The organism is Kribbella sp. NBC_00709, assembly GCF_036226565.1.
Classification (GTDB): domain Bacteria; phylum Actinomycetota; class Actinomycetes; order Propionibacteriales; family Kribbellaceae; genus Kribbella.
In genome coordinates this window covers 1,988,909-2,014,939 of record NZ_CP108996.1, presented here as the reverse complement: position 1 = coordinate 2,014,939, position 26,031 = coordinate 1,988,909, and the positions used below count along the sequence as shown (strand labels likewise).

At 68.7% G+C, this 26,031-nt stretch carries 29 protein-coding genes and 1 pseudogene; 19 read left to right on the top strand and 11 right to left on the bottom strand.

Annotated features, from left to right (window positions below; translation table 11 throughout):
* Positions 1-21: 21 nt before the first annotated feature.
* Genes OHA18_RS09930 through OHA18_RS09915 form a run of 4 tightly spaced genes read left to right on the top strand, consistent with a single transcriptional unit; the run spans position 22 to position 3,113 of the window.
* Positions 22-870: an alpha/beta fold hydrolase gene (locus OHA18_RS09930; protein WP_329003631.1), complete on the top strand. Its 849-nt coding sequence runs from the start codon at positions 22-24 to the stop codon at positions 868-870.
* 4 nt (positions 871-874) lie between these two features.
* The gene (locus OHA18_RS09925; RefSeq protein WP_329003630.1) at positions 875-1,426 is read left to right on the top strand and encodes an NADH-quinone oxidoreductase subunit B; all 552 of its coding nucleotides are present in this window, start codon (positions 875-877) and stop codon (positions 1,424-1,426) included.
* A complete protein-coding gene (locus tag OHA18_RS09920; protein ID WP_329003629.1) occupies positions 1,423-2,184 on the top strand; it encodes an NADH-quinone oxidoreductase subunit C in 762 nt (253 codons plus the stop codon). The genes OHA18_RS09925 and OHA18_RS09920 overlap by 4 nt, the downstream gene beginning before the upstream one ends.
* A 50-nt stretch (positions 2,185-2,234) precedes the next feature.
* Positions 2,235-3,113 (top strand): GNAT family N-acetyltransferase, encoded by an 879-nt coding sequence (locus OHA18_RS09915; RefSeq protein ID WP_329003627.1) that lies wholly within the window; start codon positions 2,235-2,237, stop codon positions 3,111-3,113.
* A gap of 124 nt (positions 3,114-3,237) precedes the next feature.
* On the opposite strand, the gene vapB is transcribed toward OHA18_RS09915, so the two are convergent.
* From vapB to OHA18_RS09900, 3 genes are read right to left on the bottom strand one after another with little or no spacing between them, the layout of a single operon-like run.
* Positions 3,238-3,459, bottom strand: a complete 222-nt coding sequence (vapB, locus tag OHA18_RS09910; protein WP_329003625.1) for a type II toxin-antitoxin system VapB family antitoxin — start codon at positions 3,457-3,459, stop codon at positions 3,238-3,240.
* 31 nt (positions 3,460-3,490) lie between these two features.
* Positions 3,491-4,420: a phosphotransferase gene (locus OHA18_RS09905; RefSeq protein ID WP_329003624.1), complete on the bottom strand. Its 930-nt coding sequence runs from the start codon at positions 4,418-4,420 to the stop codon at positions 3,491-3,493.
* 42 nt (positions 4,421-4,462) lie between these two features.
* Complete coding sequence (locus tag OHA18_RS09900) at positions 4,463-5,647, bottom strand: NAD(P)H-binding protein (protein WP_329003623.1); 1,185 nt, start codon at positions 5,645-5,647, stop codon at positions 4,463-4,465.
* 61 nt (positions 5,648-5,708) lie between these two features.
* Between OHA18_RS09900 and OHA18_RS09895 the strand changes: the two genes are divergently transcribed.
* Positions 5,709-6,656, top strand: a complete 948-nt coding sequence (locus OHA18_RS09895) for a complex I subunit 1/NuoH family protein (RefSeq protein WP_329003621.1) — start codon at positions 5,709-5,711, stop codon at positions 6,654-6,656.
* Here the strand turns inward: OHA18_RS09895 and OHA18_RS09890 are convergent.
* From OHA18_RS09890 to OHA18_RS09875, 4 genes are read right to left on the bottom strand one after another with little or no spacing between them, the layout of a single operon-like run.
* Entirely contained in the window at positions 6,653-7,852 is a 1,200-nt protein-coding gene (locus tag OHA18_RS09890; RefSeq protein WP_329003619.1) for an ABC transporter permease, read from the bottom strand. The genes OHA18_RS09895 and OHA18_RS09890 overlap by 4 nt on opposite strands.
* Positions 7,849-8,514, bottom strand: a complete 666-nt coding sequence (locus tag OHA18_RS09885) for an ABC transporter ATP-binding protein (protein WP_329003618.1) — start codon at positions 8,512-8,514, stop codon at positions 7,849-7,851. The genes OHA18_RS09890 and OHA18_RS09885 overlap by 4 nt, the downstream gene beginning before the upstream one ends.
* Entirely contained in the window at positions 8,511-9,563 is a 1,053-nt protein-coding gene (locus tag OHA18_RS09880) for a peptidoglycan-binding domain-containing protein (RefSeq protein ID WP_329003617.1), read from the bottom strand. The genes OHA18_RS09885 and OHA18_RS09880 overlap by 4 nt, the downstream gene beginning before the upstream one ends.
* The gene (locus OHA18_RS09875) at positions 9,563-10,072 is read right to left on the bottom strand and encodes a hypothetical protein (protein WP_329003615.1); all 510 of its coding nucleotides are present in this window, start codon (positions 10,070-10,072) and stop codon (positions 9,563-9,565) included. Before OHA18_RS09875 ends, OHA18_RS09880 begins: the two co-directional genes overlap by 1 nt.
* A gap of 105 nt (positions 10,073-10,177) precedes the next feature.
* Between OHA18_RS09875 and OHA18_RS09870 the strand changes: the two genes are divergently transcribed.
* The 11 genes and pseudogenes from OHA18_RS09870 to OHA18_RS09820 all read left to right on the top strand — a co-directional run bounded on the left by OHA18_RS09870 (position 10,178) and on the right by OHA18_RS09820 (position 20,482).
* Positions 10,178-10,834 carry a response regulator transcription factor gene (locus OHA18_RS09870; RefSeq protein WP_329003614.1) on the top strand — a complete coding sequence of 219 codons (657 nt, stop codon included), beginning with the start codon at positions 10,178-10,180 and terminating at the stop codon, positions 10,832-10,834.
* Positions 10,831-12,120 carry a sensor histidine kinase gene (locus OHA18_RS09865; RefSeq protein ID WP_329003613.1) on the top strand — a complete coding sequence of 430 codons (1,290 nt, stop codon included), beginning with the start codon at positions 10,831-10,833 and terminating at the stop codon, positions 12,118-12,120. The genes OHA18_RS09870 and OHA18_RS09865 overlap by 4 nt, the downstream gene beginning before the upstream one ends.
* A 41-nt stretch (positions 12,121-12,161) precedes the next feature.
* A complete protein-coding gene (locus tag OHA18_RS09860) occupies positions 12,162-12,506 on the top strand; it encodes a YciI family protein (protein ID WP_329003612.1) in 345 nt (114 codons plus the stop codon).
* Positions 12,503-13,699 (top strand): RNA polymerase sigma factor, encoded by a 1,197-nt coding sequence (locus OHA18_RS09855; protein WP_329003611.1) that lies wholly within the window; start codon positions 12,503-12,505, stop codon positions 13,697-13,699. Before OHA18_RS09860 ends, OHA18_RS09855 begins: the two co-directional genes overlap by 4 nt.
* Before the next feature lie 264 nt (positions 13,700-13,963).
* Positions 13,964-14,179 (top strand): annotated as a pseudogene (locus OHA18_RS09850) (4Fe-4S binding protein); the annotation flags it as partial.
* Between the two features lie 179 nt (positions 14,180-14,358).
* Positions 14,359-14,853, top strand: coding sequence for an NADH-quinone oxidoreductase subunit J family protein (locus OHA18_RS09845; protein WP_329003610.1), 495 nt, complete (start codon positions 14,359-14,361; stop codon positions 14,851-14,853).
* Between the two features lies 1 nt (position 14,854).
* Positions 14,855-15,160, top strand: coding sequence for an NADH-quinone oxidoreductase subunit NuoK (gene nuoK / locus OHA18_RS09840; RefSeq protein WP_329003609.1), 306 nt, complete (start codon positions 14,855-14,857; stop codon positions 15,158-15,160).
* Complete coding sequence (locus OHA18_RS09835; RefSeq protein WP_329003608.1) at positions 15,157-16,923, top strand: NADH-quinone oxidoreductase subunit 5 family protein; 1,767 nt, start codon at positions 15,157-15,159, stop codon at positions 16,921-16,923. Before nuoK ends, OHA18_RS09835 begins: the two co-directional genes overlap by 4 nt.
* Positions 16,920-18,473 carry a complex I subunit 4 family protein gene (locus OHA18_RS09830; RefSeq protein ID WP_329003607.1) on the top strand — a complete coding sequence of 518 codons (1,554 nt, stop codon included), beginning with the start codon at positions 16,920-16,922 and terminating at the stop codon, positions 18,471-18,473. The genes OHA18_RS09835 and OHA18_RS09830 overlap by 4 nt, the downstream gene beginning before the upstream one ends.
* Positions 18,470-19,921, top strand: coding sequence for an NADH-quinone oxidoreductase subunit N (locus OHA18_RS09825; protein ID WP_329003606.1), 1,452 nt, complete (start codon positions 18,470-18,472; stop codon positions 19,919-19,921). Before OHA18_RS09830 ends, OHA18_RS09825 begins: the two co-directional genes overlap by 4 nt.
* A 54-nt stretch (positions 19,922-19,975) precedes the next feature.
* On the top strand, positions 19,976-20,482 hold the full coding sequence (locus OHA18_RS09820) for a hypothetical protein (RefSeq protein ID WP_329003605.1): 507 nt from the start codon (positions 19,976-19,978) through the stop codon (positions 20,480-20,482).
* On the opposite strand, the gene OHA18_RS09815 is transcribed toward OHA18_RS09820, so the two are convergent.
* Positions 20,469-21,320, bottom strand: a complete 852-nt coding sequence (locus OHA18_RS09815) for an arylamine N-acetyltransferase family protein (RefSeq protein WP_329003604.1) — start codon at positions 21,318-21,320, stop codon at positions 20,469-20,471. The two genes, OHA18_RS09820 and OHA18_RS09815, sit on opposite strands and share 14 nt — an antisense overlap.
* A gap of 84 nt (positions 21,321-21,404) precedes the next feature.
* On the opposite strand from OHA18_RS09815, the gene OHA18_RS09810 reads away from it, so the two are divergent.
* Positions 21,405-22,421: a lactonase family protein gene (locus OHA18_RS09810; protein WP_329003602.1), complete on the top strand. Its 1,017-nt coding sequence runs from the start codon at positions 21,405-21,407 to the stop codon at positions 22,419-22,421.
* A 1-nt stretch (position 22,422) separates the two neighbouring features.
* On the opposite strand, the gene OHA18_RS09805 is transcribed toward OHA18_RS09810, so the two are convergent.
* The gene (locus OHA18_RS09805; RefSeq protein ID WP_329003600.1) at positions 22,423-22,719 is read right to left on the bottom strand and encodes a hypothetical protein; all 297 of its coding nucleotides are present in this window, start codon (positions 22,717-22,719) and stop codon (positions 22,423-22,425) included.
* Positions 22,716-23,582: a phytanoyl-CoA dioxygenase family protein gene (locus OHA18_RS09800; protein ID WP_329003599.1), complete on the bottom strand. Its 867-nt coding sequence runs from the start codon at positions 23,580-23,582 to the stop codon at positions 22,716-22,718. The genes OHA18_RS09805 and OHA18_RS09800 overlap by 4 nt, the downstream gene beginning before the upstream one ends.
* 101 nt (positions 23,583-23,683) lie before the next feature.
* Here OHA18_RS09800 and OHA18_RS09795 point away from each other — a divergent pair, with 101 nt between their 5' ends.
* Both OHA18_RS09795 and OHA18_RS09790 read left to right on the top strand, forming a co-directional pair.
* A complete protein-coding gene (locus tag OHA18_RS09795; RefSeq protein ID WP_329003598.1) occupies positions 23,684-24,463 on the top strand; it encodes an AraC family transcriptional regulator in 780 nt (259 codons plus the stop codon).
* Positions 24,464-24,473: 10 nt separating this feature from the next.
* Positions 24,474-25,208, top strand: coding sequence for a hypothetical protein (locus tag OHA18_RS09790; RefSeq protein WP_329003597.1), 735 nt, complete (start codon positions 24,474-24,476; stop codon positions 25,206-25,208).
* Here OHA18_RS09790 and OHA18_RS09785 read toward each other — a convergent pair.
* The gene (locus tag OHA18_RS09785) at positions 25,205-25,954 is read right to left on the bottom strand and encodes a helix-turn-helix transcriptional regulator (RefSeq protein WP_329003596.1); all 750 of its coding nucleotides are present in this window, start codon (positions 25,952-25,954) and stop codon (positions 25,205-25,207) included. The two genes, OHA18_RS09790 and OHA18_RS09785, sit on opposite strands and share 4 nt — an antisense overlap.
* Between the last annotated feature and the right edge of the window lie 77 nt (positions 25,955-26,031).

Below are 26,031 nucleotides of genomic sequence, written 5' to 3'. Positions count from 1 at the left end.
GGGTGGTCAACAATGAATGCCATGGAGCTCAGCGCAGAGGTCGACGGGTTCAGGCTGGCGTACGAACGAGACGGCGAAGGTCCCGCCGTCGTGCTGCTGCACGGTTGGCCGGGGGACCACACCGACTACAGACGGCTCGTGCCGTTGCTGGTGGAGCGCGGCTGCGAGGTGGTGGTGCCGGACCTGCGTGGTTTCGGCCTGTCGGGCAGCCACTCGATGGATCCCACGCAGTACGGAGCTGCCGCGCAGGGACGGAGCGTGGTGGCTCTCGTCGAGGAACTCGGGCTGGACCGGCCGGTGCTCGCCGGGTACGACGTGGGCAGCCGGGTCGCGCAGGCGATCGCGCGTTCGCGGCCCGAGCTGATCGAGGGCCTGGTGGTCGCGCCGCCGCTGCCGGGAATCGGGAAACGGGTGTTCTCCGAGCAGGCACAGACGGAGTTCTGGTACCAGGCCTTCCATCGGCTGCCGGTGATCGAGGAGCTGATCGACGGAAAACCGGACGCGGTTCGTTCCTACCTGCGGCATTTCTGGACGCACTGGTCCGGGCCGGGGTTCGAGCCGGAGCTCGATCACCTGGTCGAAACGTATTCCGCGCCGGGCGCGTTCACGGCGTCGATCCAGTGGTACCGGGCGGGTGCTGGATCGGTCGCTGTTTCCGCGGCGGAAACAGCGCCACCGTCGTACGACCGGATCGCCGTACCGACCGTGGTCCTGTGGCCGGAATTCGATCCGCTGTTTCCGCGGGCCTGGTCGGATCGGGTGGACGACTTCTTCAGCGACGTCCGGGTGCGGTACGTCGACGGCGCCGGGCACTACGCGCCACTCGAATACCCGGAGATCCTCGCGGAGGAGATTGTCGGACTAGGCTGAGGCCATGACCGAGCTGGGGATGCCGACGGTGCGACCGGCAGTCGGAGTGCTGGCCAAGCTTGCGCCGGAGCCGGTTCGGTACCTGCTGAACTGGGGGCGTAAGTACTCGCTCTGGGTGTTCAACTTCGGGCTGGCCTGCTGCGCGATCGAGTTCATCGCCGCGTCGATGGGGCGGCACGACTTCATCCGGCTCGGCGTGATCCCGTTCGCGCCCGGACCGCGGCAGGCCGATCTGATGGTCGTTTCCGGCACCGTGACCGACAAGATGGCGCCGGCGATCAAGCGGCTGTACGACCAGATGCCGGAGCCGAAGTACGTGATCTCGTTCGGCTCCTGCTCGAACTCGGGCGGCCCGTACTGGGACTCGTACTGCGTGACCAAAGGCGTCGACCAGATCATCCCGGTCGATGTGTACGTGCCCGGCTGCCCGCCGCGGCCGGAGGCGTTGCTGCAGGGGATCCTCAAGCTGCAGGAGAAGATCGCGGGCGAGGCGCTCGCCGATCGGTACGAGGAGCCGTCCGCGGCGGCGCTGACCCGCGGCCTGGTGCAGCCTTGAGCGCCGACGCACTGGAGGCGCTGACGAGTGCCGGCATCGCCGCGACGTCGTCCGACAGCTTCGGCCCGACCGCGATCGACGTACCGCCGGAGTCGTGGGTCGCTGCGCACGAGGTACTGCGGGATGCTGTCGGCTTCACGTTCTTCGATTTCCTGAGTGCGTCGGACGAGCTCACGGACGGATTCCGGGTGGTGTCGCACCTCGCGGACTTCTGGGGCGGGCTGCACGTCGAGCACGTGCTGGTCCGGACGCTGGTGCCGCGGGACAAGGCGGTGCTCCCGACGCTGTCCGAGGTGTATGCCGGGGCGAACTGGCATGAGCGCGAGACGCACGAGATGTTCGGGATCGGCTTCGACGGGCATCCGAACCTGATCACGTTGCTGCTGCCGGACGAGTTCGAGGGCCATCCGCTCCGCAAGGAATTCGTCCTCGCGTCACGAGTCGCCAAGCCGTGGCCGGGCGCGAAGGAACCAGGCGAGTCCGACCACGCCCCCGCCGGCGCCCCCAGCCGCCGCCGCACCCTCCCATCCGGCGTCCCCGACCCCGAAACCTGGGGCCCCCGCCCACCCGGTTCCCCCGACCCAGACCCACTCGCAGCCGCCCAAGCAGCCGCAACTCCCGCCCGCCCCCGCCGAGCCGCAGGTGGAGAACGGCGCGCCCGCCGTCAATCTCAAACACCCGACACCACGGCGCCGGAGCAGGCCGGGGGTGGCGAGGGGGACGGTCGGGGTGTGGATGAGTCGGGCGGAACGTCGTGATTCCGTCGGCTGATGAGTTGGCGCGGTACACGCTCGAGCGGCAGCATCCGATGACGCGCACCTGGGTCGACGACGCGCGCCGGCTGGCGATCCTCGCCGAGGAGCACGCGGCGCTCGACATCCTGCTGGCCGAGGACCTGGAGATCGCCGCGCAGCGGGCCGAGCGGCTGACTCCGGGCCAGCCGGCCGAGTCCCTGCTGAACCGCTGGGTTGCCGTGGGCAACGATCTGCACGCGATGCTGAGCCTGCGCTTCGAGGGCATGGACGTGACCAAGCCCTTCGTCGACGCGACCCCGATGACCCGCTCGCCGTTGCCGCCCGACCTCCCGGCGCTGGCGGCGGCCGCCCGCGACGTGTACGGCATCCACAACCCGCAGTACGTCCGCGTCTGGAGCGCCGAACCCGACATCCCCGGCACCCAGCCCGACCGCCGCTTCCTCGCCGCCCCGATCAGTGACCTGCAGCCCCACGACGTACCACCTGGTCTCGCCCTGACGCCTGCGAGCACCGTTGATCACTACGACGAGGCGCGACAGGCGTACGACGCCGTGGATGCCGAGCACCCGCACCACGCCGACGAGGCCTCACTGCAGGACCGCGACGACCTCGAGGAGGCTGCGGCCGAAGGGCTCCTGTTCGACATCACCGCGAACGGCGACTGGGCCGGGTACGCCGCCGCCGTCATCAAGCCCGACGACGCGCTGGGCCTCCCGGCGTACGTCGTCCTGGAACTGATCCTCGCCGAGAAACACCGCGGCCACGGTTACGGCCAGCACCTCAGCACCCTGCTGGCCCGGGCCCTCCCCGACCCCACCCGCATCCTCATCGGCACCATCCACGCCCTCAACCACAGCGCCCGCACCGCCGCCGAAAAAGCCGGCCGCCAAGACATCGGCGGCTGGCGCCAACTCCCCTTACCTCACCCTTGAGTGAGCCACGACAACGCCGTTTGCGGTAACAAGTTTGCAGATGGTGGCGCAGATATTCCGCAAAGACGGCAGGAAGCGGATACCGAGGGAAAGCTCGAGCGGCCGGCTGACCCGTACGTCGGCCTCAAGACCAGGCTTGGTTTATGACGTCAGGGTCGATCAGGTCTCGGGCCAGGTTCGAGAATCGTTCCAGATCGGCAAGGGTAGCGGCAGCCTCCGAGTGTCCCACCGCCTGGCTGAGTTGCCGCCGCAGGTACTCGCTCGTGGACAATCCCAAGTCGGCTGCTCGGCGATCGATCACCGCGAGCACGTCGTCCGGGACGTCGCGAATGACAACGTCGTTCATGGAGCCACCTCCTGCTGGGTATCTGATGATCTCAGGCGTACGTGGGTGGTAGTTGGAGGTCGCCGCGGAGGCGGGAGAGGGATCGGGTGAGGAGGGTTGTGGTGTATCTGGTGTGGAGGTGCGGTAGTTGGAGGGTGCGGGCGTAGTCGCGGGCCTCGATGGCGAGTTTGAGTGGGGCGAGTTGTAGGGCGACCTCGGCGAGGCGTCGCCGGCCCCACGGCACGGCGTTCAGGTAGGCGGCCAGTACCTCGGCCGGGTTGCCCGCTTCGTCGCCTTCCTGGAGCAGACGGTCGAGCGAGAGCAGAGGGCAGCCGACTCGGGCTTCCTCCCAGTCGAGTACGACGACGGAGCCGCCGTCGCGCACGATGCCGTTGGTGCCCTGAATGTCCGGGTGATCCAGCGACAGCGGCACCGCCGTACTCAGCTCGTCGATGCCACGCTGGAGGTCTCCAAGTCGACCGCGAAGCTCAGTCACCAACTCCTCCTCGACATCGCCCGAACGGCTCAGATCCGACAGCAGCGCCTCCGGAACAGCAGCCAGTTCGTACTGAGGCAGGCCGCTCAGGTCCGTGTCGGCCAGTCGGCTCTGCAACTCACCGAGCGTCCGAGCCTGTTCCACGAGGGCGGCCGGCCCCGCCTGCTCCACGGTCGGTCCGGACACGAACGCGAACACACTTCGCTGCCACGCAGGATCGTCGGCGTGCGCCAGCAGGTCCGCTGTCGCCTGCGGACAGGCTCGCTGCACAGCTCGATGGATCGCGCCGGCGTGCGGATAGAGGACAGGAGACGTGTGCTTGACGACGACGGACCGGCCGTTGACCTCGAACAGTGCGGTGACGCCCCACGACTTCACCCGCAGTACGTCGATGGGTCCTTCGACCACTGGATTCCCCGGCAACACCGAGCTGATCCATTCCGGCAGTCCCACGACGTCAGCAGGCCAATCGGACAGGTCAGGCACCAATCACCACATCCTCCTCGGAGTACTCGACGAGAGGCGACGCTACCTGTCGAGCGGTGGCGTGAAGTAGAAGACCTCCTCGCGGGTGATGCGGCCGGACTCGACTGTGCAGAGGGAGAGTTTGGTGGTTCGGGAGCGGATGCCGGTGCGGGTGTTGCGTTGGTCGAAGGTGAAGCGGATGGCGAAGTGGTCGTCGTGGAGGAGGGGGCCGAGGGTCTCGACGGCCAGGTATTCGACCTCGGTGTTGAGGTGGCGGGTGTTCTCGAGGATGGCGGCCACGCCTTTGAGTTCGGTGGCGGATTCGAGTGGTGCGGAGCGGACGACATCCGGGGCCAGGAAGGTGAGGGCTTGGTCGAGGCGGCCGGCGGACAGCGCGTCGACGTACCCCTGGGCGACCTCGGCCGTGGACCGGACGCGGAACTCGTCGGCGTGTTCGTCGGCCCACTCGGCGAAGGTGAGCGCGGGGCGGCCGGTGAGTTCGGCGACGGTCGTGGTGACCGGCTCGGGGTTGTCGACGAGTGAGGCCCAGTAGCTGACCGCGCTCGCGGCGAGGGCCGGGTCGGCGCCTTGGTCGAGCATGGCCTGACGGGCGGCGTCGTCGGCGAGGGGTACGACGTGCAGGTCCTTGCCGGCCGCGTGGGCGATTGTGGCGACCTGCTCGGCCTGCGTCAGCGCCTCGGGGCCGGTGAGCTCATAGATCTGGCCGACGTGGCCGGGGTTGACGAAGGTGAGTACGGCGACGGCGGCGATGTCGCGCTCGTGGATCATCGAGCGCGCGGCCTCCGGGTACGGCAGACGGAGCGTGTCGCCGGAACGGATGTCGTCGGCCCAGCCCTGCGCGTTGACGGCGAATCCGCTCGGCCGCAGGAACGTCCACGCTTTGCCCGCGTCGCGCACCAGCTGCTCGACATCACCCCAGACCCCGCCCTCGGCCGCATTGAGTGAAGACAGGTACACCACCCGGGCAGGCAACGATGGGACGATCTTCTCCGCCCCGTCCACGCTGAAGGACGGCCAGAGGAGGAAGGCTGCATCTGCGTCGGCCGCGGCTCGGCGTACGGCGTCGGCGTCGTGGATGTCGCCCTGGATCAGCTCGACATCGGGCGGGAATCCGGCGAGGTCCGGCGTACGGACGAGAGCGCGAACGGTCACCCCCGCGGCGCGCAATCCGGCGACGACATGCCGGCCGACGCGGCCGGTGGCTCCAGTAACAAGAACGGTAGTCATGACACCACCTTTCGACCTCAACGTTGGTTGAGGTCAAGCTCGAACCACTAGGCTGGCGGGCATGCTGGAGTTCGTGGTGCGGGTGGTGGGCGTCCTGGTCGCCTTCCTGGTGGCGCCGTTGCTGGTCGGTCAGGCCGAGCACAAGGTGATGGCGCACATGCAGTCACGGCTCGGCCCGATGTACGCCGGCGGGTTCCACGGCTGGGCGCAGCTGGTCGCGGACGGGGTGAAGTTCGTCCAGAAGGAGAGCGTCGTCCCCGCGGCCGCGGACAAGCGGGTCTTCGAATGGGCCCCGGTCGTCGCGATCCTGCCGTACCTCGCCGCGCTCGCCGCGATCCCGCTGGCGCCGGGCATCGTCGGCGCGGACCTCGATTCCGGGCTGTTCTTCGTGCTCGCGGTGATGAGCATCGGCGTACTCGGATCGCTGATGGCGGGCTGGGGCAGCGGCAACAAGTACAGCCTGCTCGGCGGGCTCCGGGTCGCGGCGCAGCTGATGAGCTACGAGCTGCCGTTCGTGCTGTCGGCGGCGAGCGTCGCGGTCGCCGCTGGTTCGCTCAGCCTGACCGGCATCGCGCACGCGTGGAACCCGTGGTGGCTGCTGTGGCAGTTGCCCGGCATGGTGGTGTTCTTCATCGCCGGCCTGGCCGAGCTGCAGCGCCCGCCGTTCGACATGCCGGTCGCCGACTCCGAGGTGATCTTCGGGCCGTACACGGAGTACACCGGGCTGCGGTTCGCGATGTTCCTGCTCGCCGAGTACGCCGGAATCGTCGTGCTCGCGGGTCTGACAACGGTGCTGTTCCTCGGCGGCTGGAGCGGGCCCGGGCCGGAGTCGATCGGCTGGATCTGGACCGTTCTGAAGGTCGCGATCGTCTCGCTCGTGGTGATCTGGGTGCGCGTGTCGTTCCCCCGGATGCGCGCCGACCAACTGCAGAAGCTCGCCTGGCAGGGCCTGGTGCCGGTGGCGCTCGCACAGCTCGCACTCACCGGCATCGGCGTCGTCGTCTTCTAAGGCGTTGCGAGCGCTTCGGTCGGCGACAGCCGCGAGGCGCGTACAGCGGGGTAGAGGCCGGCGAGGGCGCCGATCGCCAGCGTGGCGATGACGCCGCCGGCCAGCGCCCAGACCGGGATGACGGTCAGCCAGCTCTGGTACGACGCGTACGCGGCCGTGACCGCGGATCCGAGGATCGCGCCGCCGACGCCTCCTAACGCGGAGAGCAGCAGCGACTCGGTCAGGAACTGGGTGCGGATCTGACCGCGAGTCGCCCCGAGGGACCGGCGCAGACCGATCTCCGCGCGGCGTTCGAGCACCGAGATCACCATGATGTTGGCGACGCCGACCCCGCCGACCAGCAGCGCGACCGCGCCCAGCCCGAGGAGCAGACCGGTGAACGCCTGCCCCGCGGCCTGTTTCGCGGCGAGCGCGTCGGACGGGCGCGACACCTCGACCTCGTTCGGCGCCTCCGGGTTGGCCGTTGCCCCGAGCACCGATCGGACCGCCGGTACCTGGGCGTCGTCCGACCTCGTGTAGATCGTGGTCGGATGGCCGTCGAACGAGAGCCGGCTCGCGGCCGGCCAGCCCATGAGGGCGGCGCTGTCCAGCTCGGGCGCGAGGGCCGCCGGTTCGAGGATGCCGAGCACGGTGAACCAGGTGTTGCCGATCAGCACCTGGGTGTCCGGGCCGGCCCTGGTGATCCCGAGCCGGTCGGCGGCGCTGGAGCCGAGCACGGTGGCAGGGAACGAGCCAGTTGCCGCGTCGATCCATTTGCCGCTGCGGACTTCTCCGCCGATGGTGTCGAGCAGGTTGGTCCGGGCGGCGTACGCGATGATTCCGTTGGTCTCGACGTCCGGGATCTTGTTGGTGCGGTACACGGAGGCGTCGTCGACCCTGCCGACCGCGGACTCGGCGCGGACCGGCGCGATCCGGCGGACCATCGCTTCCGCGGTGAGCGGCAGCTGGGCCTGCTCGCCGGTCAACCGGGTGCCTGGGGCAACCGTCAACAGGTTGGTGCCTAGGGCATCGAGCTGCCCGTCGAGCTCCGCCCGCGACGATGACGAGATGCCGACGACGGAAACCATGGCAGCAATCCCGATCGCAATCCCCAACGCCGACAAGAACGCCCGTGCAGGCCGGGTCCGCAGGCCGACGGCCCCGACTCGAACAACATCCCCGAGCTTGAGGGATGCCGGCTTGAGCTCGCCTCTCATGCGTGTACCTCCTCGATGATCAGGCCATCTCGCATGCGGAGCTGGCGGGGGAGGGAGGCGGCGATGTCGCGGTCGTGGGTGATGACGACGACCGTAGTACCGGCGGCGTGCAGGTCGCGCAGTAGCTCCATCACGCCGGCGCCGGACGCGGAGTCGAGCGCCCCGGTCGGTTCGTCGGCCAGCAGTACGGTGGGTTCGCCGGCGACCGCTCGCGCGACGGCGACACGTTGACGCTCGCCACCGGACAGCTCGTGCGGCTCGTGATCCAGCCGGTGCCCGAGCCCGACCCGTTCCAGGGCGGCCGCGGCGCGCTTGCGGCGTACCGACAATCGCAGACCGGAGTAGAGCAATCCGTCGGCGACGTTGTCGATTGCGCGGACGCCCGATGCGAGATGGAACTGCTGGAAGACGAACCCGATCCGGGTCGCTCGCAACGCCGACAGCCCGGCGTCGGACAGCCGCGCCACGTCGTACCGGTCGATCCGGACCGTGCCGGAGGTCGGGCGGTCCAGTGTGCCGAGCACATTGAGCATCGTGGACTTGCCCGAGCCGGACGGGCCGACGATCGCGACCAGCTCGCCGGGATCGATCCGCAGACTGACACCACCGAGCGCGTTCACCCCGCCCGGATACACCTTGGTCACGTCGCTCAGCTCGATCACTTCGGGATCCCCACCGTCGTTCCGGCCTTGATTCCGGTGCCGCTGACCTCGACCTGGCCGCTCGCGAACAGGCCGGTCTTCACGGGCACGTAGTGCGACGCCGTACCGTCCGTGACCTCGACGCCGAAGCCGCCTTCGCGGAGCGCGACCAGCGCCGCAACCGGGACGGTCAGCACGTTCTTGCGTTCCGAGGCGGTGAAGGTGACGTCGGTGGCCGCGGACGACCAGGCGGCCACGGCCTTTTGGTTGACGATGGCAACGATCACCTGGACCTTGGTCTCCGGATCCTTGTCCGGGCTGTCCGCCGGGATGATCACCGTCGACACCTTCTGGATCCGGCCCGGGACGGTCTTGCCGTCCGGTAGCTCGACCGTGACGGCTGCGTTGAGCGTGGCCAGCCGCTGGTCCGCCGCGTCGACCTGGACCGTCACGGCACGAGTGGTGCCGGTGTAGGCCAGCACCGGCTGGTTCGGACCGAGCGGTGCGCCCTCCTGACCCTGCACGCTGTCGACGCGGATATGACCGGGTGCGAACAGCACGCTGCCGAGTTCGACGACGCCGGTCTCGTCGAGACCGAGATCGTCCTGCCACTCCTCCACCGCTTCGGCCGTGGCATCGGTGTACTCGTCGTCCACGGTGAAACCGGTGTACCCCATCGCCTTCAGGTTCTGCTCGAGCTGCAGCACGTCGGTGCCCTCGGCCCCGATCGCGAGCCGGCGGTACGCCGGGAGTGCGCCGTACAGCAACGTGGTCGGCTTGTTGTCGATGCTGTAGACGGTGCTCCCGCGCTGCAGCTCCTGCCCGCTGTCGGGTACGGCGGTGACGGTGCCGGCGATCCGGCTGACCGCGGAGGACGTCGTACCGAAGCCGAGCTGGCCGTCCTGGGTCTCGGTGTCCTTCAAGGTCTGCTGCGTGACCTTGGTGGTGTTGACCGGCACGGCCCGCGCGGTCTGGTTCGTTGCCTGGCTGGTGTCGCCCCGGTTCACCAGGAACGCGCTGGCAGCACCCCCAGCGGCCAGGACGACCACAGCCGTCAGTGCTTTACGCATCAGCCTGCCGCCAGGATGCTCTGGCAGGCGCCCTGCGCCTTCTGGAAGTCGGGGTCGTCGGCGACGCCCGGGCCGATCATGATGCCGCGCTGGTCCGGCTTCGGGTCCGGAAACTTCTCGACACCGTTCTTCCGCATGCATTCGGCGTACTTGCGGCCGTTTTCCGCCTGTTGCGGGTTGGCGCTGCCCTGCGGCTGCGGGTCGTACTCGCGGCACGCCTCCATCGCCTTCTGGACCTGCTCCTGGGTGACACCGGAGTTCTTGTCGAACCGGAGCAGCGGGCCTTTTCCGGGCTCCGGGTCCGGGACGTTCAGACCGTTTTCCCGCAGGCACTGGGTGAACTTGACCGCCATCTCGTCCTGGCTGAGGCTGGCCGGCGCACTCGTCGGTGCGGTGGACTGCTGGGTGCCGGAGCCGGAGGCGACCTGGGCGTCGGGCTTGTCCGCGCCGCAACCGGTGATGAGAACGGCGGCCGCCAGCACGGTGGTGGCCAGGGTGATCTTGCGCATTGGTGCTCCTCTCGTTTCCGGAGACCTTTCGCCGTCCGCCGTTTCGCGACCGTTTCCGAGTCCGGAAACACCGGGGAAGCGGGGCCGTCGGGGATGATGGGTCGCGTGCGGGTTCTGGTGGTCGAGGACGAGCCGTTGCTGGCGGCAGCGATCGCGGAGTGGTTGCGCGACGACTCACATGCCGTCGACGTGGCCGGCGACGGCGGCGCTGCGCTCGAACGGCTGTCAGTGAACGCGTACGACGTACTCGTGCTGGACCGCGACATCCCGGTCGTGCACGGCGACGACGTGTGCCGCCAGCTGGTGCAGTCCGGGTCGGACACCCGGGTGCTGATGCTGACGGCCGCCGCTGCGGTCACCGACCGGGTGGCGGGGCTCGGCCTCGGCGCGGACGACTACCTGACCAAGCCGTTCGCGTTCGCCGAGCTGGCTGCCCGGGTGCTTGCCTTGGGGCGGCGGAGTCGTCCGGCCGATCCGCCCGTACTGGGGCGTGCCGGGGTGGTCCTCGACCCGGCGCGGCATGAGGTGTTCCGCGACGGCCGGTACGTGCCGTTGTCGAAGAAGGAGTTCGCCGTACTCGCGGAACTGCTGCGAGCCGACGGCGCGACCGTGTCGGCCGAACAACTGCTGGAGAAAGCATGGGACGAGCACGTGGACCCGTTCACCGGGGCGGTGCGGCTGACGATCCTCAAGCTGCGCCGGAAGCTGGGCGAGCCGGGACTGGTCGAGACCGTCACCGGCGTTGGGTACCGCATCCCATGAGGCGGCTGACCCTGCGGGGCCGGCTGACGCTGCTGTACGGCGGTCTGTTCATGGTCGCCGGCGTGGTGCTCCTCGGGGTGACGTACGCGTTGTTCACCGCGAACCTCGGGCAGAAGTACCAGGTGATCGTGAAGGGGACTTATCTGAGTCCGTCGGCGACCACCAGTCCGCCGCCACCTGACCAGGCGTACGTACTGAACAAGGACGGTGCGCTGCTGACGGGTTCAGACGCGGAACGGGTGATGAACGAGCAGCGCGAGCAGGTTCGGCAGGCCGCGATCAAGTCGTTGCTCACCCAGGGGAGCGTCGCGCTTGTCCTGGTGGGTGGGCTGGCCGCGGGGTTCGGGTGGTTGGTGGCCGGACGAGTGCTGGCGCCGCTGCATCGGGTCACCGACACCGCTCGCCGGATTGCTGTGGCACCTGCCGCTCTGCACGAGCGGATTGCTTTGCAGGGTCCCGATGACGAGGTGAAGAACCTGGCCGATGCGTTCGACACCATGGTCGAGCGGCTGGACCATTCGTTCGACGGTCAGCGGCGGTTCGTCGCCAACGCGTCGCATGAGCTGCGTACGCCGTTGACGCTCGGTCGGGCCTTGGTCGAGGTCGCGATGCATCGACGTACTGCGTCTGCCGACGTGAAGGAACTGGGCGAGAGCCTGTTGACGATCAACGCCCGGCACGAACAGCTGATCGAAGGGCTACTGATCCTCGCGGACTCGGAGAAACAGCTCACGACGGTCTACCCGGTGAACCTGAGCGACGTGGTCACCCACGTTTCCAGTCAGTTGGCGGCGGAGGCCACGACCGCTGGGGTGGAGCTCATCGGCGGCCCCGGCGACGCGCCGACCCGAGGCGACGCCCTCCTGCTCGAGCGGCTGGTCCACAACCTGGTCGAGAACGGAATCCGCCACAATGCGGATCGCCAGGCCATCACAATCGAGCCGCCCCAGGCCGATCACGCGGGCGGCGGCGAGAAGCCGCCGATTGTGATGGCCCTGGGATCCGGGCCCGACCGGTGGGTCCGGGTGATCAGCAAGACTGTCGGCGACGAGGTACAGGTCGTCGTGACGAACACCGGGCCCGAGATCCCGCCGTACGAGGTGGAGAGCCTGTTCAAGCCGTTCTACCGCCTGGGCACCGAGCGCCTGGTCGGCGGGAAGGGTGCAGGGCTGGGCTTGTCGATCGTCCGCTCGGTCGCCGAGGCCCACGGCGGCACGGTCACCGCCGTACCCCGCACCGGCGGCGGCCTGGAAATTACCGTGCTGTTGCCTGTCGATGTGGGGTGATTGCGTTCGTGTAGGTGGTACAGACTGACTTGGAGGTTGTCATGAACCAGTACCTGCTCAGCATCTACCAGCCTGACGGCGTGATCCCCGAGCCGGAGGTGCTGGACCCGATCATGCGTGAGTTGCAGGCGCTGAACGAGGAGATGCAGGCTGCGGGCGTCTGGGTGTTCGCGGCGGGGCTGCATCCGCCGGAGACCGCGACCGTGGTGAAGGCCAGTGGTGACGAGGTGCTGATCACGGACGGGCCGTTCACGGAGGGCAAGGAGCATCTGGGCGGGTTCACCGTCATCCAGGTCGATGACCTCGACGCCGCCCTGCACTGGGCCCGCCGGCTGGCCAAGGTTCTCCGCAACCTCTCCGTAGAAGTCCGCCCCTTCCAGTCGTGACCTCCGACCTCGCGGCGATCTTCCGCGCCGAGCACGGGCGGGCGGTCGCCGTACTGACCCGGGTGTTCGGGGACCTGGAGATCGCCGAGGACGCCGTACAGGACGCGTTCGCCGCGGCGGTGGAGAAGTGGCCGGAGAGCGGCGTACCGCCGAGCCCGGCCGGATGGATCATCACGACCGCCCGGAACCGTGCAATCGACCGCCTGCGCCGCGAGTCGGCGCGGTCCGACAAGCAGGCCCGGGCGGCGCTGCTGCATGCCGAGGACGAGCCGGAGGAGGTGGGCGCCGTGTACGACGACCGGCTCCGGCTGATCTTCACCTGCTGCCACCCCGCCCTCGCGCTGAACGTCCGGGTCGCGCTCACGCTCCGCATGCTCGGCGGGCTCACCACCGCGGAGATCGCGCACGCCTTCCTCGTCCCCGAGCCGACGATGGCGCAACGCCTGGTCCGCGCCAAGTCCAAGATCCGCGCCGCGGGCATCCCGTACCGCGTTCCGTACGAGGCCGATCTCCCCGAGCGCGTCCGCGGCGTACTGGCCGTCGTCTACCTGATCTTCAACGAGGGGTACGCCGCCTCGTCGGGCGCATCCCTGGTCCGCGACGAGCTCGCACTCGAGGCGATCCGCCTGGGCCGCCTCCTCGTCGACCTCATGCCCGACGAACCCGAGGCAGTCGGCCTGCTCGCGCTGATGCTTCTCCAACACTCCCGCCGACCGGCTCGGGTAGGCGCGGACGGCGCCCTGATCCGCCTGCCCGACCAGGACCGCACGCTGTGGGATCGCGCCTTGCTCACCGAAGGCCAGGAGTTGGTCCGCCAATGCCTCCGCCGCAACCACCCCGGCCCGTACCAACTCCAAGCAGCCATCAACGCCGTCCACGCCGACGCGCAGGTCGCCGCCGCCACGGACTGGCGCCAGATAGTCCAGCTCTACGACCACCTCCTCGCCGTCGAGCCCACTCCGGTAGTGGCCCTCAACCGAGCCGTAGTCGTAGCCGAACTAGAAGGCCCCGCCGCGGCCCTCACCCTCGTCGACGCCCTCCCCCTCGACACCTACTACCTCTTCCACGCCATCCGAGCCGATCTCCTGACCCAACTAGGCCGCATCACCGAGGCCCAGACGGCGTACCAACGCGCCCTCTCCCTAACCAGCAACAAGTCCGAACAAGCCTTCCTCCGGGGCCGCCTGGTATAGCACCCGCGTGCTACGCGACCGCTATCCTCGTCGCTCCGCTCCTCAGCGCGCCCGCGCAGCGCGCGGGTGATACGTGGGCTATCGGGGCATGGGACGCTAGTGTCCTGCTAAGACGACGGGAGGTGGATCATGGGGCTGCCTGGTAAGGGGCTGGTCGAGGGGCTGAAGGTCACTGCGAAGACGCTGGCCCGTCGGTCCGTCACCGAGCAGTATCCGGATGTCCTGCCGGAGTTGCCGCCGCGCAGTCGTGGTGTGATCGCGCTGATGGAGGAGAACTGCACCTCCTGCATGCTGTGCGCCCGCGAGTGCCCGAGCTGGTGCATCTACATCGACTCGCACACCGAGACCGCGCCGTCGGTCGGTGAGCAGGCCCGCGAGCGCAGCCGGAACGTGCTGGACCGGTTCGCGATCGACTTCAGCCTGTGCATGTACTGCGGGATCTGCATCGAGGCCTGCCCGTTCGACGCGCTGTTCTGGTCGCCGGAGTTCGAGTACGCCGAGACCGACCTGCGTAACCTGACCCACGAGAAGGACCGACTCCGCGACTGGATGTGGACGGTCCCCGCACCGCAGCCGATCGACCCGGGCCCGACCGTCACCCCGGCACCGGAGCCGATCGAGCCCGCCCCCACCGTCACCCCGGCGCCGGAGGGCGAGGCGTGACAACAGCTCTCTTCAGCGTTGCGGGAGTCGTCGCCCTCATCGCCGCCGTCATCGTCGTCACCTCCCGGCGGATAGTGCACGCCGCGCTCTGGCTGGTCGTCGCGCTCGGTGCGGTCGCGGGCTGCTTCGGCGCCCTGCATGCCGAGTTCGTCGCGCTGGTGCAGATCCTGGTGTACGTCGGAGCCATCGTCGTACTCGTGCTGTTCGCGCTGATGCTCACCAAAGCACCGACCAATCCGCTGCCCAACCTGACGACCGGCCGCAGCCCGTTCGCGGCCGTCGTCGCGGTCGTGCTCGCGCTGATCCTCGGCACCGGCGTAGTACTTGCCTTTGGCAACGAGAAGATCAAGCCCGTGACGGACGGGTCCGCGCAAGCCGTGGGGACGCAGATCTTCAAGACCTGGGTGCTTCCGTTCGAAGTCCTGTCGGTTCTCCTGCTGGCCGCGCTGATCGGCGCCATCGCCTTGTCCCAGCGGAAGAAGGAGGACTGACGTGCCGTTGATCCTCCCGCTGCTGCTGGCCGTCGCGCTGTTCTGCATCGGGGTGTACGGCGTTCTCGCGCGCCGTAACCTGATCACCCTGCTGATGTCGTTCGAGCTGATGCTGAACGCGGTGAACCTCAACCTGGTCGCCTTCGACGCCTGGCGGATCAACGACGCCACCGGTCAGACCCTGGCCGTCTTCGTGATCACCCTGGCGGCGGCCGAGATCGGTCTCGGTCTGGCGATCGTGCTGCTGCTGTTCCGCGGTCACGGTCATGTGGACGCCGACGCCGCCCGCGACCTGGTGGAATCATGATCGCTACCGCCTGGCGGGTGGCCGGCGTCGGCTTCTCGCTGCTCGTCGTACTGGCGTCTGCTCTGCTGTACGGCGTGGATCCGCAGCAGACCACGGCCGGCGGAGCCATGATCGGCGAGGATTTCTGGTTCTCCTACGAGTTCCGCACCGATGGTCTGACCGTGCTGATGCTCGCCGTCGTCGGCGTCGTCTCCACCTGCGTGCAGGTCTATTCGATCGGGTACGTGCGGGAGCGCATCGCGTCGTACACAGCTCTCGTGACGCTGTTCACCGCGGCGATGGTGACTGTGGTCATCTCGGACAACCTGTTCCTCCTGCTGATCGGCTGGGAGGTGATGGGCGCCTGCTCGTACCTGCTGATCGGTCACTACTGGGAGCGTCGCGACGCCCGGGCCGGCGCGATGAAGGCGTTCCTGATGACGAGGCTGGCCGATGTCGGCTTCCTGTTCGGGATCTTCGTGCTCGGCGTCGGGTACCACGAGTTCCGGATCTCCGAGCTGGGCACGAGCCCGATCGAGCCGCACACCCTGACGCTCGGCACGATCCTGCTGCTGGTCGGTGTCATCGGCAAGTCCGCGCAGGTCCCGCTGCAGACCTGGCTCCCGGACGCGATGCCCGGTCCGAGCCCGGTCAGTGCCTTGATCCACGCGGCGACGATGGTTGCCGCCGGCGTCTTCCTGATCGCCCGGCTCTACAACGTCTTCGTCGAAGCCCAGACCACTCTCACTGTGCTGGCTGTGGTGGCCTGCGTGACGATGCTGTTCGCGGCATCGTGCGCGATGGCGGCGGTGGAGGTGAAGCGGGTGCTCGCCTGGTCGACCGTGAGCCAGTTGGCGATCATGTTCGCCGGACTCTCGCTCGGCACCCAAGACGGTCGTCGCGCGGCGCTCTTCCACCTGCTGACGCACGCGGCCTTCAAGGGCCTCCTCTTCCTCTGCGCCGGCGTTCTGTTGCACCAGGTCGGTAGCGCGGCCTTCGTCGTACTCCGTCGGTACACCCGGCGCGGTGCCCTGCGGAAGCGGCTGCGGGTGACGTTCGTGACGATGACGATCGGCCTCGCCGCGCTGGCCGGAGTACCGGGGTTCGCCGGGTTCTTCTCGAAGGACGCGGTGGTCGAAGCGGCCTGGGAGCAGGCCCGCGACGGCTCGACGGTCAGCTGGGTCGTGCTCGTATCGGTCTGCCTGACCGCGGCCATGACGGCGTTCTACTGCGTGCGCCTGTGGTTGTGGGTGTTCTTCCGTACTCCGGCCCTGGCGGGCGCGGTCGGCGCGTTCGAGGACGACGACCCGATGGCGGATCTCGAGGAGCCGGACGCGAACAAGCTGCGCGACGGGTCGTGGCTGATGCTCGCGCCGATGATTCTGCTCGCCGTCGGCGCCATCGGGCTGGGCTACACCGACGGCGTACACCTCAACTGGGCGATCGCGCTGATCACGACTGTCCTCGCAGTGCTCGGCGCGCTCGCGGCGTACTCGCTGTGGCATCGCGGCGCCGATCCACGACCGGTTGTGCTGGAGCGTGAGTACGGCGTGGATCCGGCGTACCAGCGGCTGTTCGTCGTGCCGGTGCAATGGTTCGCGAAGCTCGCGGTCGGCAACGATCGGGACGTGATCGGGGCCTATGTACGGGCGACCGGGCGCGCCGGCGTGCTGGCCTCGCAGGGCTTCCGGAAGCTGCAGACGGGCAACGTGCAGACCTATCTGACCGCGGCCGTGATCGGCGCGGTCGCGCTCGCGATCCTGGCGGGGGTGATCGGCTCGTGAGCCAATCGCTGCTGATCGCCTTGATCGCGGTCCCGGCGCTGACCGCCGTGGTCCTGTGGGCGCTGCCCGTCGTGATCGGTGACCGCGTGGCGGCGCTGGTCGGGACGATCGTGTCCGGTGTCCTGCTGGTCGCCTCGTTCGTCCTCTGGTGGGACATGCGCCGACCACACTGCCCGTGCACCTACACGCTGGGGTTGAGCGCTGGGCCGCAACCGCGGACCCTGCCCGGCAAGCTGACGCCGTACGTCGACATCAACGCGCCGTGGATCCCGTCGCTGGACGTCCGTTTCCACCTCGCGGTCGACACCATTTCGATCCCGCTGATCGCGCTGACGACGCTGCTGGTCTTCCTCTGCTGCGTCTACTCGTTGAAGATCACCCCGCGCATCGGCCGGACGAGGTCGCTGATCGCGTTGCTGCTGGTGATCGAGACCGGCGTGATCGGCACGTTCGCCGCCTCCGACCTGGTGTTGTTCTTCGTGTTCTTCGAGATCGTCCTGATCCCGATGTGGCTCGTGATCGACATCTGGGGCGACGACCACGATCGGGCCGGCCGCCGGCGCGCGGCGACCACGTTCGTGCTGATGACGGTGTTCGGCTCGGCGTTGATGCTGCTGGGCTTCCTGCTCATCCATCGGCACGCGGGGACGTTCGACCTGGTGTTCCTCGGGCAGCATCCGATCAAGGGCGGGCACGGGGTTCCGCTGGCCGCCGCCGTACTGATCGCCGTCGGGCTCGCGGTGAAGATGCCGCTCTGGCCGCTGCACATCTGGTTGCCCGACGCCCACGCCAAGGCGCCGACGGTCGGGTCGGTGCTGCTGGCCGGTGTCCTGCTGAAGCTCGGCAGCTACGGGATGATCCGGATCCTGCTGCCGGTCCTGCCGGACGCCACGGCCACCATCGCGCCGTATCTGGCCGGCTTCTCGGTGGTCGCGATCATCGCCGGATCGCTGGCCTGTCTCGCGCAGACCGACGTCAAGCGGCTGATCGCGTACTCGAGCGTCGGGCACATGGGCTTCATCGGGCTCGGGATCGCGACGATGTCCCCGGAAGGCCTGAACGGCGCCCTGTACGCGAACCTTGCCCACGGCATCATCACCGGCCTGCTTTTCTTCCTGGCCGGGGCGATCAAGGACCGGCACGACACCAGCGACCTGCGGGCGATCGGCCGGGCGCTCTACGCGCGGCTGCCGCGGATCGGCGGGCTGCTCACCTATGCGTGCCTGGCGTCGCTCGGGCTACCCGGCCTGGCCGGGTTCTGGGGCGAGATGCTGGTCTTGCTCGGCGCCTACCACCCGGCCGATTGGTTGCCACGGGCCACCTTCGTCGTGCTGATGGTGATCGCCGGGCTGGGCGCCGTACTGACCGCCGCGTACTTCCTCCGGTTGATCCGCGAGCTCTGTCAGGGTGATCCGGCCGAGCATCCGGCCACCGCGTTCGCGGTCGACCTGAGCCGGATCGAGCTGATCACGTTCGCGCCGCTGATCGCACTGACCGTCGTGCTCGGGTTGTGGCCGTTCACGTTGCTCAACCAATGGACCTTCCTATGACGCTCACGTGGACCGATTGGCAGGCGATCGCCGTACCGTTGGTGCTGGCGATCGGTGCGGTTGCCGTGCTGCTGATCGACAGCTTCTGGAAGAGCGCGTCGGCCGAGCTCCGGCATACCGTTGTCACGTTGCTGACCAGCGCGGTGATCCTGTTCGGGCTCGTTTTCGTGTGGGCTCAGCGCGGCGGCTTCAAGCCCGCGTTCTGCCGGCCCGCGGTCGAAGGGCCGGCGGAGTGCAGTTTCGTGTTCGAGCCGTTGACGGCCGGATTGTGGGCGGTGCTGCTGGTCGGCGGGCTCGGCGTCGTCGGCCTGTCGACGTACCGCTTGCTGGCCTCGGATGTTCCGATCGGGGAGTACCACTTCCTGCTGCTGAGTGCGCTGACCGGCGCGACCGTGCTGGCGGGTGCGCGCGATCTCGCGACGCTGGTGATCGCGCTCGAGGTGGTGTCCTTGCCGAGCTTCGCGATGGTCGGACTGCGGCGCGACCGGCGTGGCTCCGAGGGCGCGATGAAGGCGTTCCTGGTGTCCGTGCTGTCGACCGCGGTGATGCTGTTCGGGGTGTCCTACCTGTACGGCGTGACCGGCTCGCTGTACCTGACCACGATCGCGAACCGGCTGACCGGTCTCGCCCCCGACCTCGGGCGGGTAGCGTTCGCGGCCGGGCTCTTCGTCATCGTCGGGTTCGCGTTCAAGATCGCGGCGGTGCCCTTCCACGGCTGGCTACCGGACACGTACGTCGGTGCGCCGGTGGAGGTCACCACCTTCCTCGCGGTCGTCTCGAAGTCGGCCGGGGTCGCCGGACTGCTTGTGCTGGTGACGGCCGGGATCGCGCCGGACGGATCGGACCTGCGGACCGTGATCGCGATCCTCGCGGCCGTGACGATGACCGTCGGCAACGTAGCCGCGCTGCGTCAGGTCGAGGCGGTCCGGCTGCTCGCCTGGTCGTCGATCGGCCAGGTCGGCTTCCTGCTCGCGCCGTTGGCCGTCGGCGACGCCCAGGCCGTCGTCGGGTACCTGGCGGCGTACGTCGTGGTCACGCTCGGCGCCTTCGGAGCCGTTGCCGTCGTCCAGCGTCACCGCCGCGGCGGGCTCCTGACCGACTACCGCGGCATGGTCCGCTCCGAGCCCGGTCTCGCCGCGGCGCTGATCTTCTTCCTCGTCGTCCTGGCCGGCCTGCCGCCGGGGCTCGCGGGCCTGTTCACCAAGTTCGCCGCGTTCCAGGCCGTCATCGACGCCCACCTGGGCTGGCTGGCGATCGTCATGGCCATCAACGTGATGATCGGCCTCGCCGTCTACCTCCGCTGGGTGGCCGAGCTCTTCCGGCTCCCCGCCGACGACCCGTTCTCGGTGGACATCGAGACCCCGGCCGTCGCCATGATCTCGCTGTTCGCCGCGGTCGCCGCCGTACTGTCGGTCCTCCCGAGCGTCCTGTTCGCACTCGCGACCTGACAGCTTCCGGCCATCGCCGGGGAGGCGATCTCGCCGATGGCTAGCGTGTACCGCGTGATCACTCGAGGACTCGTCGCAGCCGCGTTGCTGGCAACTCTGGTCGCCTGTGGCAGCTCGGAGCAGCCGCGGAGTACGAAACCGGTCGGCTCGCCGATGATCGTCCCGTCACAAACGCCGGGCACGCCCAAGCCGCCGACCCCGATGCAGCCGTCGACTCCGAGTCAGCCGGTGGTGCCGGCCGCGAAGGACGGCCAGAACTACAAGGCCTGCAATGACGGCACCTGCGAGGTGTTGATCCGCAAGAAGGCCGCCCTCAACCTCAGCGGGGACAAGTTCACCGCCACCGCGGCAGCCGCCACGCTCAAGCTCACCGACTCCCACGGATACATCTCCTTGAGCCGCAACGGCAGCGACGTCAGCCGCAGCGGCGGTGGCAGCGCCGGAGGCGTGGCCGGCGGCATCGCCGCGGTCAGCTGGAGCAGCCAGGACGGCCCACTGCACATCGCCACCCTGACCTACGCCGAAGGCGACACGGTCATCGTGAGCTTCACGTCGAAGTAGTCCGCGCCAGGAAGTCCTCGTACTGCGACCACACCCGGCGCCAGAGCTGGTCGCGGTCGGCCTGCGAGTAGTGGGGGAGCGGGAGCCAGAAGACGTCAGCCAGCGCGGTGAAGTAGTCGCTCGGGGTCTCGAGCAGGGTGTTGTCGATGCGGTCGGCGAAAGTCTCGCTCAGGCCGACGGAGCGCAGTACGACGACGGACTTCGGCGTACGGCGGAACGCCGAGGCGAGCCGGACGAACGGGGACGTGGGTTCGGTGGACAGGCGGGCGTGCTGCGCGGCGAACGCGTCCAGGCCGACGGGCGCCGACTCGAAGTCCATGCCGATCAGGTTCGCCCGCGGATCGTGGTCGAGCCGCCAGCCGTCGGTCAGGTCCGACGTCCTGAGGCCCAGCGTGAACGGGTGCTGATAGACCTCTCCGGCCTCGAGCGGCATGGGCTGGCGCAGACCATCGCCGAGACCCACGTCGACCAGCCAAACGCGATCCGGATCCTCGATCAGCCCGCTGACGGTGAGGACCATGTGGCTGGCGTCGACGCCGCCGGGCCGGTTGGCCGTCTGTACGCCGCCTCGGTGCATCTCCACCTGGTAACCGAGCCGGCGCAACAGCAGCGCGAAGCTCCCGTTCAGCTGGAAGCAGTAGCCGCCGGCCTCCCGCGCGATCATCCGCTTCGCCACGTCCTCCGGCTCCAGCGGTCCGCCCGGCGTGAGCTGGTACTGCACGGATTCGTACGGCACCTGGTCGACGAACGCCTCGTGCAACCGCGTCAACCCCTCCAGTCGCGGCGGCCCGTCGTACCCGCTGACCCCGATCCGCTCCAGCAAAGCCGTGGTATCCATGCTCCTCAGGCTAGGCGAGGCCGGTTTCGCTTGCGGTGTGGACCTCGGGATGCCTGGGGACGGTTGAGATGGCAGGGTATGGCCATGACCTCTGAGCGGATCTATGTCGGGAGCTACACCAGTCAGGCCGGCGGTGGGGACGGGATCGCGTTCGGCCCGCTGGGCTCGATCGAGACGGTGGCGACGATCGCCGACCCGTCGTTCCTGGTCAGGTCCGCGGACGGGCGGTTCCTGTACTCGACCGACGAGGAGGACAGCGGCCGGATCGCGGCGTTCGCGATCCAGCCGGACGGTGGGCTCAAGCTGCTCAACCAGCAGCCGACCGGCGGTGTGCACCCGTGCCACCTGGACATCGACCCGTCCGGCCGGTTCGTGCTGTCGGCCAACTACACGTCGGGGTCGGTCGCCGTGCACCCGATCGACGAGGACGGTTCGCTCGGCGAGACGGCGTACTTCGTCCAGCGCTCCGGGACCGGACCGAACACCGAGCGCCAGGAGGGGCCGCACGCGCACCAGATCGCGTTCGACCCGGCGGGCGCGTATGTGTTCGACGTCGACCTCGGGTCCGACACCGTCTACTCGTCGACACTGACTGAGGACGGGCAGCTGGAGGAGGTCGACCGGCTGCACGTCCACCCGGGCGCGGGGCCGCGGCACCTGGTGTTCCACCCGACCGCGGGCGCGGCGTACGTGATCAACGAGCTCGACTCGACGCTGACCGTCTGCAGTTACGCGGACGGGAAGCTGCAGACCGTGCAGACCGCCTCGACCCGTCCGGCCGACTCGCCGGGGGAGAACTTCCCGGCCGAGCTGCTGATCTCCGCCGACGGCCGGTTCCTGTACGGCTCGAACCGCGGCGACAACACCATCGCGGTCTTCGCGACGGCCGCGGACGGTCTGTCCGTCGAGCTGGTGCAGACCATCGGCTCCGGCGGCGACTGGCCGCGGCACCTTGCCTTCAGCAACGACGGACAGACCCTGTACGCCGCCAACGAGCGCTCGGACCAGATCGCGACCTTCAGCATCGCCGACGACGGCCGGCTGACCGCTCAGGGTGAGCCGGTCAGCTGGCCGAAGCCGGTCTGCATCCTGCCGGTGTGACCTAGACGAGCTTCTCGAAGAAGAACTCGTGCTTGAGGAACGACACGTCGTACTCGTGACCCGGGTACGGCGGGTTCAGCTGCGACGCCTGGAACAGGCGCCAGCCGTCCTTGAGCGCGTCCAGTCCGGTCGTGTACGGCGGCTCGTCGCTGTCACCCGTGGTGGGGTGCGTCTCGCCGGTGCCGTCGTACGTCGACCAGCCGACCACGCGCGCGTCCAGCGCCGAGGAGGCCAGGTAGAGGACCAGCACCTGCTGGCGAAGTCCGGTCTGCAGCGGGGTCTCTGCGGTGGCGGTCATACCATCTCCTTCTTGCCCTTGGCGTGCGGGTTGTTGGCGCGGTCGCTCACCACGCGCTGCGGCCGGTTCGAGACCCGGGTGACCCAGTAGTTCGGGTCGTAGGTGTCGTCGCCGCTGATCGCGCGCCACAGCATGATGCGGTTGTACTTCTCCAGCCGGCCGGTGGCGTTCTCGTACCAGGGGAAGTTCTGCTCCAGTTCAGCCGCGACCGCGTCGTCGTACAGGTCGTCGGTGTTCCAGAGCCGGACCTGGCGGACGGTCGGGTTGAACCGGATCTTGAACATGTAGCGATCCAGGTCGCTGTCGTTCTTGCGACCGCCGTGCCAGATGCCGTGGTGCAGGAGCTGGACGGTGCCGGCCGGGCAGACCAACCGGGTCTGGCCGAGCAGGTTCTGGTAGCGGCCGGTGTCGGACTCGTTGGTCCGGCGCAGGTGGCTGCCGGGCACGCTGAGCGTGCCGCCCATCTCGAGCGTCACGTCCTGCGGGTAGTACATGAGTTGTACGTCGAAGGCGTCGGTGCGGACGTCGATGATCGCGTCACCGTGCAGGTTCTGCGCCTCGCCCTCGTGCGCCTTGCGGATGTGGACGGCGTGGTGGTCGACGGTCGGCTCGGGACCGACCAGGCTGTGGATGGCGCCGGCGACCTCCGGCAACTGCACCAGCCGCTCGACGAATTCGCTGTCCCCGAACGCCTCCGACAGCGGGGTGCCGTACGGGACCCCCGGGATGCCGTTCTTCAGGACCTCGATCGCCTGCTGGTTCATGTCGTCCGGTACGACGGCATCCATCCGGAGCGCGCCGGTGGCGACGAAATGCGCCATCTGTACCGAGGTGAGCAGGTGCTTGCGATGCGGATGAGGCATCAAGACTCCCATGGTGGCTAGTGGTTGCTACTCCTCCAGCGTAAGTTTGGAGAGCGTTGTCTCGCGTGGGCTGTGATCACCACTAGTGGTAATTTCTCACCATGATCGAACTGCATCTGGCCGCTCCGCCCGAGGTGGTGAACGTCGGCGCGGGGATCCACGGGGTGCGCAAGCGGAGGGATGTCTTCCGTCTGCCGGACCTCTGGCAGCTGCACGTGTACAACTACACCGCCGAGCTCACGCTGGACGGGACGGCGTACACCGTGGCTCCTGGATATGTCTCCATCACGCCTGCTGGGGCCTCGGTGCAGTTCGACTATCTGGGGCGCTCGGAACACCTGTACGCGCATTTCCGTCCTCAGCGGGTGGGCTCGCCTTCACACGTCCCCGCAGTACAGGATGCGACTGCGAATGCTCCGTTGCTGTCCACTCTGCTGCGGTCCGCGATCGAGTCGTCCCCATCCGGGTCGGGTCGCACTACGGCGGAGGTCTGGACCGCGCTGTGGCGCATCGCCGACCTGACGCCCGCCACGACCGAGGCCGGGCACCCGGCGGTCGCCGCGGCGATCGCGTACATCGAAGCGAACCTCGCACAGCCGTTGACCGTGCCCGCGCTGGCCCGACTCGCCGGCGTCTCGCACAACCACCTGACTCGCCTCTTCCAGCACGAGACCGGTCACACCGTGATCGCCTACATCCGCACCCGGCGGATGAATCGAGCCCGGCATCTGCTCGTCTCGTCCACCCTGTCCATCCCGGCCGTGGCTGCCTCGGTGGGCATCTCCGACCTGCAAGCCTTCAACAAGACCTGCCACCGCGAGCTCGGCGCATCGCCGCGGGCGGTGCGTAATGCGGTGGCCGGGGTCGGGTCAGGGGGCTAGCGTTCGAGGCATGTACGAATTGATCCCGGTCGCCGACGCCCCGCAGTACGACGAGGAGGCCGAGCGGCGCTTCGTCGAGGAGTGGCCGGAGTTCATCTTCCACGACGAAGGCGTCAAGCCGTACCGGGAGCGGCGGGTGCAGTACTTCGCGCAGTGGGAGTTCTACCTCGTGTCGTCCGACGAGCGGCTGATCGCCGGCTGCTGGGGCGTGCCGATCGCGTGGGACGGGACGGTGGGCGATCTGCCTGGTGGGTTCACGGATTCGCTGGCGCGGTCGGTGACGTCGTACGAGCAGGGCGTCGTACCGAACACCTTCGTGCTGATGGCGGCCGCCGTACGCTCCGACGAGCAGGGCCAGGGCCACTCCAGCCGCGTGATCACGGCAGTCCGTGACCACGCGATCGCCGGCGGCCTCCCGCAGGTCATCGCCCCGGTCCGCCCCACCCTCAAGTCCAGCTACCCGCTGACGCCGATCGAAACCTTCATGACCTGGACGCGCCCCGACGGCCTCCCGCTGGACCCCTGGCTGCGGACCCACGTCCGCCTGGGTGCCACCCTCCTGGCCCCGGCCCCCGCCTCCCAGACGATGACCGGCAGCGTCGCCGACTGGGAGAAGTGGACCGACATGCTCTTTCCGTCCACCGGCACCTACACGATTCCCGCCGGGCTGACCACGCTGACCATCGACCGCGAGTCCGACCGCGGCACCTACATCGAACCCAACATCTGGCTCCGGCACGCCTAGGCCGAGTCGGCGACCGGGAATGCCGTAGCGACGGCCGCGGTTCGGCTGTTCACGCCGAGGCGCTCGTAGATGTTCTCCAGGTGCTTGCGAACGGTGCCCTCGGCAACGAATAGCCGGCGGGCGATCTGCGTGTTGCTGTGCCCGGCGGCGACCAGGCGCAGCAACTCCCACTGACGGGTGGTCAGATCGGGGATCCCGGCGCGGCGGCGCTCCAGGTCGCGGCGGATATCGACCAGGTGCGGCCGGAGCAGCTGAAGAATCAACCGCTCACGTTCCGAGAAGCCGGGCCCTGTGGTCCGGAACAGGAGCATCCGGCGGTCCTCGCCGTCGTGCTCCGGGAACGGCACCGCGATCTCGCTACGCACCCCGTTCATCCGGTCCCACAGGCCGGCCTCGCTGTTCCCCAACTGGCGCAGGGACAGGTAGTCGGACAGCATCCAGACGCTTTCGTGGTCACCGGTTCGCTGGGGCCGGCTGCAGGTCCTGTGCCGCCAGTACAACTGCCAGAACAGCTCGTCGCAGTCGTCGTCCAGCCCTGGAGGCGTGCCGGTCAGCTCCTCCAGACCGATGAAGACGCGATCGTGTGGCCGGCTCACCTGGAACGTGATGTCGTCGGCGGGGATCAGCTCGCGGAGAGCGCGGAGGACGTCGCGCGGGAACTCCCGGCCGGCGCCGTCCCACCGCTGGTGATCGACGACGTCGAGCATCCGGCGCAGATCGCGTTCGGTGACCGTCAACTGTTGCATGGCTGCCCTCCCCTGGAATTCAGCCTAGGCCTGATCCACCACGGGGCAATACGCCGAACTGCGTATGGCCCGCCAGG